At 70.3% G+C, this 11,877-nt stretch carries 10 protein-coding genes; 7 read left to right on the top strand and 3 right to left on the bottom strand.

Annotated elements, in window-relative coordinates; translation table 11 throughout:
- Nucleotides 1-13: 13 nt before the first annotated feature.
- Together OHB49_RS34615 and OHB49_RS34610 are read right to left on the bottom strand one after the other, a co-directional pair.
- Nucleotides 14-877, bottom strand: coding sequence for a hypothetical protein (locus OHB49_RS34615; protein WP_329166724.1), 864 nt, complete (start codon nucleotides 875-877; stop codon nucleotides 14-16).
- Nucleotides 878-989: 112 nt separating this feature from the next.
- Nucleotides 990-2,966: an acetoacetate--CoA ligase gene (locus OHB49_RS34610; protein ID WP_329164845.1), complete on the bottom strand. Its 1,977-nt coding sequence runs from the start codon at nucleotides 2,964-2,966 to the stop codon at nucleotides 990-992.
- A 223-nt stretch (nucleotides 2,967-3,189) separates the two neighbouring features.
- On the opposite strand from OHB49_RS34610, the gene OHB49_RS34605 reads away from it, so the two are divergent.
- Complete coding sequence (locus OHB49_RS34605) at nucleotides 3,190-5,535, top strand: glycoside hydrolase family 31 protein (protein ID WP_329164844.1); 2,346 nt, start codon at nucleotides 3,190-3,192, stop codon at nucleotides 5,533-5,535.
- Nucleotides 5,536-5,541: 6 nt separating this feature from the next.
- Here OHB49_RS34605 and OHB49_RS34600 read toward each other — a convergent pair whose 3' ends face one another.
- Complete coding sequence (locus tag OHB49_RS34600) at nucleotides 5,542-6,063, bottom strand: NUDIX domain-containing protein (protein ID WP_329166722.1); 522 nt, start codon at nucleotides 6,061-6,063, stop codon at nucleotides 5,542-5,544.
- Nucleotides 6,064-6,195: 132 nt separating this feature from the next.
- Here OHB49_RS34600 and OHB49_RS34595 point away from each other — a divergent pair, with 132 nt between their 5' ends.
- The 6 genes from OHB49_RS34595 to glpK all read left to right on the top strand — a co-directional run bounded on the left by OHB49_RS34595 (nucleotide 6,196) and on the right by glpK (nucleotide 11,788).
- Complete coding sequence (locus OHB49_RS34595) at nucleotides 6,196-7,002, top strand: M15 family metallopeptidase (RefSeq protein ID WP_329164843.1); 807 nt, start codon at nucleotides 6,196-6,198, stop codon at nucleotides 7,000-7,002.
- Between the two features lie 131 nt (nucleotides 7,003-7,133).
- Nucleotides 7,134-7,481, top strand: a complete 348-nt coding sequence (locus tag OHB49_RS34590) for a DUF962 domain-containing protein (protein ID WP_030968923.1) — start codon at nucleotides 7,134-7,136, stop codon at nucleotides 7,479-7,481.
- A 49-nt stretch (nucleotides 7,482-7,530) separates the two neighbouring features.
- Nucleotides 7,531-8,019, top strand: coding sequence for a Zn-ribbon domain-containing OB-fold protein (locus OHB49_RS34585; RefSeq protein ID WP_329164842.1), 489 nt, complete (start codon nucleotides 7,531-7,533; stop codon nucleotides 8,017-8,019).
- The gene (locus OHB49_RS34580) at nucleotides 8,016-9,206 is read left to right on the top strand and encodes a lipid-transfer protein (RefSeq protein ID WP_329164841.1); all 1,191 of its coding nucleotides are present in this window, start codon (nucleotides 8,016-8,018) and stop codon (nucleotides 9,204-9,206) included. The genes OHB49_RS34585 and OHB49_RS34580 overlap by 4 nt, the downstream gene beginning before the upstream one ends.
- A 221-nt stretch (nucleotides 9,207-9,427) precedes the next feature.
- Nucleotides 9,428-10,189 carry an MIP/aquaporin family protein gene (locus tag OHB49_RS34575; protein WP_030968917.1) on the top strand — a complete coding sequence of 254 codons (762 nt, stop codon included), beginning with the start codon at nucleotides 9,428-9,430 and terminating at the stop codon, nucleotides 10,187-10,189.
- A gap of 81 nt (nucleotides 10,190-10,270) precedes the next feature.
- On the top strand, nucleotides 10,271-11,788 hold the full coding sequence (gene glpK, locus OHB49_RS34570) for a glycerol kinase GlpK (protein WP_030968915.1): 1,518 nt from the start codon (nucleotides 10,271-10,273) through the stop codon (nucleotides 11,786-11,788).
- The last annotated feature ends 89 nt before the right edge of the window (nucleotides 11,789-11,877 follow it).

Below are 11,877 nucleotides of genomic sequence, written 5' to 3'. Positions count from 1 at the left end.
CCCCTTCGGTGTGTCAGCGGTGTTCCTCCGGTTCGTCCGCGCCGATGTCGAAGCCCGCGCAGTACTCCACGCCGGACTCCGGGGAGACGGGATCACCGGTGTCCGCGTCGGTGCAGTAGGCGCTGAAGACCTCACCGGCGGTGAGCGGTACGAGGCTGCCGCGGGTCAGCCGCCAGCCGTGGACCCGGTCGGGGGTCCCGGGGCTGCTGGTACGGAGCACGAGTCCGCCGTGACTTTCCAGGGCGATACCGACGGCCAGGACGGTGACGAACTCTGCTCCTTCGCCCGAATCGAGGAGGGCCGGGCCCGTCGTGCCGCGCTCGGTGTGCAGGACGGCGAGAAGCTGTTCGTTCTCCGTGGGGGTGCTGCAGACCAGGTGGTGCGTGCCCGGGCCCGCCGTCTCCAACGTGCGCATCAGGAGGTGGGACGCCCGGTCGAAGGCGGCTCGGCCGATGTCCTGCCCGCAGTCGGCGCATTCGCCGAGGTCGGCCAGGAGCATCGTGGCGTACTCCCACGTGGCCTGCCGGACCGCTCGGCTGACGAGGAGTGGGATCAGGGTGTCGATGGGTTGTCCGGTGTACGCGACCGTGGCTCCGGTCGCGGCGATTTCGGCGGTGAATCGGCTGCGGCTGGCCGGGGCGTCGGCGGCGAGGCCGGATTCGGCACAGAACTCCGCGTACTCCTCCGGGTCGAAGAGGGCAACCGTGGTGTGCATGCCCTGGGCCGCGAGCGTTTTGAGCAGGCCTTCGACCTGCTGCAGATAGACGGTGTGGTCGTCGAAGGTGAAAGTGCGGTAGCGCCGCATGGCCGCGAAGTCCTGCTCGTCGGTCAGGAGGCCGATGGTGCTCGGTGCTTCGCGGCGCAGCGTGCGTCGCATAGATGTGCCGGTCCGCCGATGGGCGGTGTTCCTGGTGTGCGCCACGATTCCCCCAGTGCGCTGTCGAACATTGCTCACTCAGAGTAATCACGGGCACTGACAGTGCCCGCTTTCAGCGGCGCGTGCGGGCCAGGTCCTCGTAGAAGTGGAGCAGTTCGAGGTTGTCGATCGAGCCGGGATTGACCGCCTTGGCCAGGGCTGTTCCCTGGAGGAGACGCTTGACCGGAACCTCGATGCGCTTGCCGGTGAGGGTGTGCGGGATGCCGGGAACCTCGATGATCTCGTCCGGGACGTGCCGCGGCGAGAGGTTCTCGCGGATGGTCGCTTTGATGCGGTCGCGCAGGCCGTCGTCGAGAGCGGCACCGTCGGCGAGGTGGACGAAGAGTGGCATCCAGTAGCCGCCGTCGGGCTCTTCGAGGCCGATGACCAGGGATTCGCGGATCTCGGGGAGCCGTTCGACGGCCTCGTAGATGTCGGCGGAGCCCATCCGTACCCCCTGGCGGTTGAGGGTGGAGTCGGAGCGGCCGTGGATGATGACGGATCCGCGGTCGGTGAGGGTGATCCAGTCGCCGTGGCGCCAGACGCCGGGGTACATCTCGAAGTAGCTGTCGCGGTAGCGGCTGCCGTCGGGGTCGTTCCAGAAGTGGATCGGCATGGAGGGCAGCGGGTTGGTGACGACGAGTTCGCCGACCTCGCCGATGAGCGGCTTACCTGCCGGATCCCAGGACTGGAGGTCCGTACCGAGGCAGGGGGCCTGGAGTTCGCCGATGTGGACGGGGAGGGTGGGCACCGCGCCGGCGAAGCAGCTGCAGACGTCCGTGCCGCCGCTGACGGAGGCGATCCACAGATTGTCGGCGACTTCGTCGTGGAGCCAGCGGAATCCGTCGGGCGGGAGCGGGGAGCCGGTGGTGGCCACGCACTGGATGCGCGAGAGGTCGAAGTCGCGGCCCGGGTGGATGCCGGCCTTGCGGCACGCCATGACGTAGGCGGCTGAGGTACCGAAGAGGGTGGCGCCGGTCTGTTCGGCGACGCGCCACTGCGCGCTGACGTCGGGGTAGCCGGGGCTTCCGTCGTACAGCACGACCGTGGTGCCGGTGAGCAGGCCGGAGACGAGGAAGTTCCACATCATCCAGCCGGTGGAGGTGTACCAGAAGAAGCGGTCGTCGGGTCCGAGGTCGCAGTGCAGTCCGAGCTGTTTGAAGTGTTCGAGGAGGATGCCGCCCTGGGACTGGACGATCGCCTTGGGGAGTCCGGTGGTGCCCGAGGAGTACAGCACCCACAGCGGGTGGTCGAAGGGGACTTGTTCGAAGACGGGTTCGGTGTCGGCGGAGGTGAGGGCGGACCATTCGAGGGCGCCTTCGGGTGCGGGGGTGCCCAGCAGCGGGATGTGGACGACGGCCCGCAGGGTAGGCAGTTCGCGGCGCAGTTCGGCGACCGTGTCGGTGCGGTCGTGTTCCTTGCCGCCGTAGCGGTAGCCGTCGACGGTGAAGAGGACGACGGGTTCGACCTGCTGGAAGCGGTCGAGGACGCTGCGGGCGCCGAAGTCCGGGGCGCAGGAGGTCCAGACGCCGCCGACGGCCGCGGTGGCGAGGAGCGCCACGACCGACTGCGGGATGTTGGGGAGGTAACCGCTGACGCGGTCGCCGGGGCGGACCCCGAGTGCGCGGAGTTCGGCGGCGAGGGAGCCGACCTGGCGGCGGAGTTCGGACCAGCTGACCAGGGCCTGGGTGTGGGTCTCGTCGACGTGGACGAGGGCCGGGGCACCGGCGCGCAGCGGGTCCTCGGCGGCACGCAGGGCGTGTTCCGCGTAGTTGAGGGTGGCACCGGGGAACCATTGGGCGCCGGGCATGGTGCGGTCGCCGATGACCGCCTCGTACGGGGTGGAGAACCGTACGTCGAACCAGTCGGCGACGGCCCGCCAGAAGGTGTCCAGTTCGTCGACGGACCAGCGGTGCAGCGCCGGGTAGCCACCGTCGGCCGGTGCTCCGTACCGCTCGGCCGCCCAGCTCTGGAAGCGGGTGACCGCCGCGGCGGCGATGCGCTCGGCGTCGGGCTGCCAGAGGGGGGCTTCGTTCGCTGCTGAGGTCATGGGGCGGCTCCCTGGCTGTACGGGTACGCGGGGTGGGCGTGGTTCGCGCGCACACGTGCTGGGGTGTGCGCGTGAGGCGGCTTTCACGGACGATGCCATGTGATCGTCTTCCGCACCAGGGTTCCCCGCCCATGGTTGCTCGTCCGGCCATGTGGTCCGGCCACGGGTGAACGGAAGTTGAACGGAGCCCGCTGCCGCTCCGTCAGGTGGCAGGGTGAGCTGCATGAACGGTCGCGACCTGGTGCGTTCGGTGAAGATGGTGGGTTCGGTGCAGGGGCTGCGCACGGTGCGCTCGGCCTGGCGTCGGCAGCGGGCGGATGCCCGGGCGCTGCCGCGCCGTGGTGCGGAGCGGGCGAGAGTGCCGGGTCTGCTGGTGGGGGCGGAGCCCGGACCCGGTGGCGGTGTCGTGAGATTCGCCCGTTCGGAGCTGTACATCCGGGTCGCGGTGGGCGGTGCCGTGTTCTGGGCGTGGGACGGGGCGGAGCCGCTGCCGTCGTACGCGCTGCCGGGTCCGGCGCCGGAGCCGGATCCGCGGGCTGTGCTGGAGCCGGACAAGGACGGCGGCTGGCAGGTGGTCTCGGAGCGGCTGACGCTGGTGGTGTCGCGGCACGGAGCGGTGGAGCTGCGTACGCCGGGCGGCGTTGTACTCCGGCGGGAGCTGCCGCCGCGCTGGTGGGAGCCAGTGGCGGGTGGTCCGGCGCGATGGGTGCAGCGGTCCGAGGTACCGGCGGACGCGCGGTTCTTCGGGCTCGGCGGGCGAGCATCGGGGCCGCGGCTGCGCGATGGCGTGTACGAGCTGTGGAACACCGATCCGGGCGGGCGCTTCGTGCCCGGTGACGATCCGCTGTCCCTGACGATGCCGGTGCAGCTGGTGGTCTCGGACGCGGGGACGCATCTGGCGTTCCACGACAACTCCTGGGCGGGGCGTGTGACGCTGCGCGAGGGCGAGGAGGGCGCGGGGTCCGGCCATGACCGTCCGGGGCTGTGCGAGGTGCGGATGGACGGGGGGCCGCTGCGCTGCTGGGTGGTGGCGGGTACGCCGGCCCGGGTGTTGCAGGGTTGGACGGCGCTGACGGGTGCGCCGGCGCTGCCGCCGTCCTGGGCGCTGGGTCCGCAGCACGCCCGGTGGGGGTTCGGCAGTGAGCGTGAGGTGCGGCGGGTCGTCGCCGGGTACCGGGAGCGGGGTCTGCCGCTGTCCGTCCTGCATCTGGACATCGATCACTACGACGGGCATCAGGTGTTCACCGTCGACCGGGGCCGGTTCCCGGACCTGCCGCGGCTGGCGAAGGAGTTGCGGGAGGACGGGGTGCGACTTGTGTCGATCGTCGATCCGGCGGTGAAGGCGGTGCCGGGGAATGCCGTGTTCGACGCCGGTTCGGCGGTCGGTGCAGCCGGGGCGTTCGTCCGGGACGCGCGGGGACGGGCGGTGCGCGGGGAGGTGTGGCCCGGTGAGTGCGTGTATCCGGACTTCACCGATCCGCAAGTGCGGGAATGGTGGGGAGGTCTGTACGAGGAACGGCTGGCGCAGGGGTTCTCCGGTGTGTGGCACGACATGAACGAACCGGTGTCGTTCTCGGCGTTCGGCGAGCTGACGCTGCCGCGCTCGGCCCGGCACTCTCTGGAGGGCCGCGGGGGCGATCACCGGGAGGCCCACAACGTGTACGGGCTGGCGATGGCGGAGGCCGGGTACGAGGGGCTCTGCCGACTGCGTCCGGACAAGCGGCCCTTCCTGTTCTCACGCGCCGGCTGGGCGGGGATGCAGCGGTACGGGGGCACGTGGTCCGGCGATGTGGCGACGGGCTGGCCCGGGTTGCGCGCCTCGCTGTCGCTGGTGCTGGGGCTCGGCCTGTGCGGGGTGCCGTATTCGGGTCCCGACGTGGGCGGGTTCGACGGGTCGCCGTCCCCCGAGCTGTATCTGCGGTGGTTCCAGCTGGGTGCCTGGCTTCCGTTGTTCCGCACGCACGCGGCGATGGACGCGGGGCGGCGGGAGCCGTGGGAGTTCGGGCCCGAGGTGCTGGAGCACGCGAGGGCTGCGCTGATGGAGCGGGAGCGGCTGCATCCGTACTTTGTGACGCTGGCCCAGCTGGCCCGGCTGACGGGTGCACCGTATGTGCGGCCGCTGTGGTGGGGGGCGCCCGGGGACCGGGGGCTGCGGGATTGCGAGGACGCGTTCCTGCTGGGGGATGCGTTGCTGGTGGCGCCTGTGCTGAAGCGGGGGACGGACCGCCGGGCGGTGCGGCTGCCGCAGGGACGGTGGTACGACACGGCGACCGGCGAGGCGTACGAGGGGCCGGGGCAGATATTGGTCGATGCGCCGCTGTCGCGGGTGCCGGTGCTGGTGCGGGCGGGGTCGGTGATTCCGGTGCGGGGCGCGGACGGGGGGCTGGAACTGGAGGTGTGGGCTCCGGCTGCTGGGCGTACCGGGGGTGGCCTGGTCGTCCGTGACGCGGGCGACGGCTGGGAGCAGCCGGAGGTCGAGCGGTATACCGCGCGGCTGGTGGGCGGGCAGGTCGTGGTGGAGCTGGAGGGTGGTGAGGTGACGTGCCCGGTGCGGGTGCGTGGGGTGTGATGCCCGTCAGCAGTGGTGGTAGCGGCCTTCGAACCAGGCGCGGGCAGCCCGGGTGTGCAGCGGAAAGGCCAGTTCGGCGGGGGCGCGGAGCAGGCTGTGGCCCGCGGTCTCCTCGGTGGGCACGGACGGAGGAAGGTCGGCGGCCGGGCGTGGCGGGAGCAGGCCGAAGAGGAGAAGGTGGCCGTCCGGCGAGCTGAGGGCGTCGGCAAGACGTACGTCCTGCTGGTCGGCTTCGATGCCGGTCTCCTCGCGCAGTTCCCGCACGACCGCGTGCCGCCAGTCCTCGGCGTGGTCGATGAAGCCGCCGGGCAGGGCGAGGCCGCCGCGTCGGGGCTCGATGGCGCGGGTGATGACGACGAGGGAGGTGCCGTCCCGGTCGGTGACGGGGACCAGGGCGACGGCGACCGGCAGCGGATTGCGGTAGGCGGTGGCACCGCAGGCGGTACAGGTGCGGGGCCAGGTGCCGGTGGTTCCCGGCGCGGGCTGGGGGTACGGCGTGCCGCAACTGCCGCAGTGGGAGTCCTTCATCGGTTCCCGCACCTTTTCCTCCACGTTCTGCTGCACTCGTTCCTTCGCTCGGTTCTCTCTCCGGGCGCGGGCACGCGCGGACTGTATCCGATCTTCCTGCCAGGACCTCCCCGACTGATGGATGATGCGCTCATGACAGGTATCGCTTCCGCATTCCGCGCCCTGGCAGCCACTGCCGCCGTCCTGCTCGCCGCCACCGTAGCCTCCCCGCCGGCACGGGCCCAGGCCGAGCCGAAAGCCCCTGCCGAGTTCGTCGCACTTCGTTCGGTGGACCCCACGATCATCCAGGAAATGCGCTACCCCACCGGGCACAACTTCATGGGTGAACCGGTCGACGGGTACCGCCGGCCTGTCTGCATCCTGACCCGGCCCGCGGCCCAGGCGCTCCACGCGGCGCAGACGCGGCTGCTGCGCCAGGGGTACTCGTTGAAGGTGTACGACTGTTACCGGCCGCAGCGGGCCGTCGATCATTTCGTACGGTGGGCGAAGGACCTCGACGACGAGGCCATGAAGGGCGAGTTCTACCCCCAGGTCGACAAGACGAGGCTGTTCGCGGACGGTTACATCGCGGAAAAGTCCGGGCACAGCCGGGGCAGCACGGTGGACCTGACGCTGGTGAAGCTGCCCGCCCTGCCGACCAGGCCGTACCGGCCGGGCGAGAGGCTGGTGCCCTGCTACGCGCCGCAGGGCGAGCGCTTCCCCGACAACTCGGTGGACATGGGCACCGGGTTCGACTGCTTCGACACGCTGTCGCACACGGACGACCCGCGGATCCAGGGCGTACAGCGGGCCAACCGGCAGTTCCTGAAGACGACCCTCACCGACGCCGGCTTCGTGAATCTGGCCGAGGAGTGGTGGCACTACACCTTCAAGCCCGAGCTGTTCCCGGACACCTACTTCGATTTCCCGGTGGCCAGGAGGTCCGTCGCCGGGCACTGAGGTCCGCACCCGGCCGGTGAGGCGGGGCGGACGGCGGCCGGGACCACCCCCGTGGGCTCCGGCCGCCCGTACTTCCTCTCGGACGCGGATCGGCCGTATCCGGTTGCCCTCCCAACGGTTACGGTGCCCATATGTCACAGCAGACGTTCGATTCGTACGAAGAGTTCTGGCCCTACTACGTGGCGATGCACTCCAGGGCCGCCACCCGCTGGGTCCATCTGACGGGGACCCTGACCGGTCTCGCGGTCACCGCCTACGGTCTGGCCCGGGGCCGCAAGCGGTACGCGGCGGCGCTCCCCCTGATCGGCTACGGCACGGCCTGGCCCGCACACTTCCTGATCGAGAAGAACAACCCGGCCACCTTCGGGCATCCCGCGTGGTCACTGCGCGGAGACGTGCAGATGATCCGGATGATGCTGGCCGGCCGCGACCGGGAGCTGGCGGAGACCGCCGCCAAGTGGCTCGCCGAGAACGGCTGACCGTGGCACACTTCTGACGTTCCGTCAGATCCTGTGCCGGGGAGGGGCTTTGTCGCGCACGCGCACACCCGTGGTGGCCGGTTGGTTCACCGAGGGGACCGTCGAGAAGGACTTCCGGCTGCTGGGCACACGCTGCTGCGCCTGCTCGTCGGTCTTCTTCCCGCGTCAGGACACGTTCTGCCGCAATCCCGGCTGCACGGGCGGCGAGCTGGTCGAGGTGCCCCTCTCCCGGCGCGGCACCGTCTGGTCGTACACGGACGGCCGCTACCGCCCCCCCGCCCCGTACGTATCCGACCCGGACGCACCCTGGGAGCCGTACGTCCTGATCGCGGTCGAACTCGCGGCAGAGCGCATGGTGGTGCTCGGACAGGCGGCGCCGGGGGTGGGCATCGGGGATCTGGCGGTCGGGATGACCGTCGAGGTGGTTCCGGGGGTCCTGAACGAGGGTGCGCACCAGGGCGGGGGAACCGTATGGACCACCTGGCACTGGCGGCCCGTGACCACTGCCACGGGTGCGGCCCAGGGCGGTGCTGCGTGACCGGGGATGTGGCCGTCCTCGGAGCCGGGATGCATCCATGGGGCAAGTGGGGGCGCAGCTTCGTCGAGTACGGCACGGTCGCGGCGCGGGCCGCGCTCGGCGATGCCGGGATCGGCTGGCAGGACGTGCAGTCGGTGGTCGGCGCGGACACCGTACGCGGCGGCTATCCGGGCTACGTGTCCGGTGCGACATTCGCCCAGGCGCTGGGCTGGCAGGGCGCACGGGTCACCAGTGTGTACGCCGCCTGCGCGTCGGGCGCCCAGGCCATCAATACGGCCAGGGCACAGATCCTGGCGGGCATGGCCGACGTGGTGCTCGTGGTGGGTGCGGATGCGGCACCCAAGGGGTTCTTCGCCCCGGCGGGCGGCGACCGGCCCGACGATCCCGACTGGCTGCGCTTCCGGGTGCTCGGGGCGACCAACCCCGCCTACTTCGCGCTGTACGCCCGCCGCCGGATGGCTCTGTACGGGGACACTCCGGAAGACTTCGCACTGGTCAAGGTGAAGAACGCGGCGGCCGGCGCACTGAACGCCAATGCCCGCTACCGCGCTCCGGTGACCGCCGAGCAGGTCGCCGCGTCCGCCGTGGTCGCCGATCCGCTGAGGCTGCTCGACATCTGCGCGACGTCCGACGGGGCGGCGGCGGTCGTCCTGTCCAGCATGGGGTTCGCGCGCCGCCACGGGGCAGCGGATCCGGTCCGCATCCGCGCCGTCTCCACCGTGACACCCACCTACCCCAAGGCCGTCCTCGATCTTCCGGACATCGCAACCGATTCGGCGATCGCGGCGGAACCCGCACCGGAGACCTTTCGCGCGTCGATCGCCCGGGCGGCGTACGAGGAGGCCGGCATCGGGCCCGATGAGCTGTCGCTGGCCGAGGTCTACGACCTCTCCACCGCCCTGGAACTGGAGTGGTACGAGGACATCGGGCTGTGCGCGGCGGGCGAGGGCGCCAAGCTCGTGCGCGAAGGGGCCACGGCGCTCGGCGGACGCATCCCGGTCAACCCGAGCGGAGGACTCGCCTCCTTCGGGGAGGCCGTGCCGGCCCAGGCCATTGCGCAGGTCTGCGAGCTGACCTGGCAGCTGCGAGGCACCGCGGCGGAGCGGCAGATTCCGGGGGCGCGCGCCGGGATCACCGTGAATCAGGGGCTGTTCGGGCACGGTTCGGCAGTCGTCGCGATCCGCTGAGACCAGCCAGGCTGCTTGGACACGTACCGAAGTGTCCGCCGGGTGTGCTGTGAACTGGGGTTGTTGTCAGCATTCTTGACGGCTGATCAGCTCCCGTGAAAACTCCTTGCTCAGTCACTGCCGCCACTCCCGCTCTGCGGCAGAGCGACTTGGTCACCACGCTCGTCACGGAAGCCATGGAAGCGCCCGGCGCAATCCGCCGGACAACCCCTAGGAGCGCCATGAGCAATGGAGACATATTCGTCGGGGAAGTCATCGGAACGGCGATCCTCATCCTGTTCGGCGCGGGTGTGTGCGCCGCCGTCACCCTCCATCATTCGAAGGCCAGAGCCGCGGGATGGGTGGTGATCGCCTTCGGATGGGGCTTCGGTGTCCTGGCCGGCGCGTACACCGCGGCTCCCCTCTCCGGTGGCCAACTCAACCCGGCGGTCACGGTGGGCATCGCCGTCGACACCGGGAAGTGGGACAAGGTCCCCCTCTACATCCTGGGACAGCTGGTCGGCGCGGTCATCGGCGCCCTGCTGGCCTGGCTCACGTACTACGCGCAGTTCCGCGCCAACGCGGACAAGGAGACCGCCGTGCCGACGCTGGGGATCTTCTCGACCGCACCGGAGATCCGCAGTCCGGTGGCCAACCTGGTCACCGAGATCATCGCGACGGCCGGCCTGGTGCTGCCGATCCTGGCCTTCGGGAAGAACGCCGGGATCGGGATCGGCCCGGTGGCCGGCGCGGGCGCCGGCGTCTACGGCTCCGGGATCTCCGTACTGGTGGTGTCCCTGCTGGTGGTCGGTATCGGACTCTCGCTCGGCGGACCCACCGGATATGCCATCAATCCGGCCCGCGACCTCGGTCCGCGGCTGGTGCACGCACTGCTGCCGATACCGAACAAGGGTACTTCCGACTGGGGTTACTCCTGGATCCCGGTGGTAGGACCGCTCGTGGGCGGGCTGCTGGCGGGGGTCGTCTTCAACGCCGCCTTCTAGCCATTCGGGCTCCGGCTATCCAGGCGCGACTCATTCAAGCTCCGGCAATTCGAGTTCTCGACCTCGTGACAAGGGGACGTCATGACGGACAGGTATGTCGCCGCCATCGACCAGGGCACCACATCCAGTCGCTGCATCATCTTCGATCAGGACGGTGCGATCGTCGCCGTCGACCAGCGTGAGCACCGCCAGATCTTCCCGAAACCCGGCTGGGTGGAACACGACGCCACCGAGATCTGGTCCAAGGTGCGGGCCGTGGTGGAGGGCGCGCTCGCCAAAGCCGGACTGCGGGCGGAACAGCTCAGCGCACTCGGCATCACCAACCAGCGTGAGACGACCGTGCTCTGGGACCGGGCGACCGGGCAACCCGTGCACAACGCCATCGTCTGGCAGGACACCCGTACGTCCACGCTCTGCCACGAGCTCGGCGGCGCGGACGGGCAGGACCGCTTCCGGGACATCACCGGGCTTCCGCTGGCCAGTTACTTCTCCGGTCCCAAGGCCGCCTGGCTGCTGGACAACGTACCGGGGCTGCGCAGCCGGGCCGAGCGGGGTGAGATCGCCTTCGGCACCATCGACTCCTGGCTCATCTGGAATCTCACCGGCGGTACGGACGGCGGCGTCCATGTCACCGATGTGACCAACGCTTCGCGCACCATGCTGATGAATCTGGAGACCCTGGAGTGGGATCCGTCGATCCTGGCCGCGATGAATGTCCCGGAGGCGGTGCTTCCGGAGATCCGGTCGTCGTCCGAGGTGTACGGGACCGCGGTCGGCGCGCTCGCCGGGGTGCCGGTGGCCTCCGCGCTCGGCGATCAGCAGGCCGCGGTCTTCGGGCAGGCCTGCTACGACCCGGGTACCGCCAAGAACACATACGGCACCGGGAGTTTCCTGCTGCTCAACACCGGCAACAGGCCCGTGCCGTCGAAGAGCGGGCTGATCACCACTCTCGGCTACAAGATCGGTGACCAGGCACCCGTGTACTGCTTGGAGGGGTCGATCGCCATCACCGGGGCGCTGGTCCAGTGGTTCCGCGACCAGCTGGGGATCATCCGGAGCGCCGAGGAGATCGAAACACTGGCGGCGAGCGTCGACGACAACGGCGGGGCGTACATCGTGCCCGCCTTCTCCGGGCTCTTCGCCCCGTACTGGCGCTCGGACGCCCGGGGCGTCATCACCGGACTCACCGGCTATGTCACCAAGGCGCATCTGGCACGCGCCGTTCTGGAGGCGACCAGCTGGCAGACGCGTGAGGTCGTCGACGCGATGTACCAGGACTCGGGAGTGCCCATCACGACGCTGAAGGTGGACGGCGGCATGACGGCCAACCGGCTGCTCATGCAGCACCAGGCGGATGTGCTGGGCGTGCCGGTGATCCGGCCGAAGATCTCCGAGACGACGTGTCTGGGCGCGGCGTACGCGGCGGGGCTGGCGACCGGCGTCTGGTCGGGGCTCGACGAGCTCAAGACGCATTGGCAGCGCGATGTGGAATGGCAGCCGCGCATGGAGCCGGAGATCCGTGAACGCGAGTACCACAACTGGCGCAAGGCGGTGGAGCGGAGCCTGGGCTGGCAGGAGGAGGGCGGCGGCGAGCGGTAACCGCCCTCCCGCACGCGGTCGCCCATCGGATGGCTTCAGGACACGCGGCCCGTACCCCGGTCGGCGGGGGTGCGGGCCGTGTGACGCCG

Source organism: Streptomyces sp. NBC_01717, assembly GCF_036248255.1.
In the GTDB taxonomy this organism is placed as follows: domain Bacteria; phylum Actinomycetota; class Actinomycetes; order Streptomycetales; family Streptomycetaceae; genus Streptomyces.
Note: the sequence above shows the minus strand (reverse complement) of the source record. Positions and strands in the feature narration are given on the sequence as shown.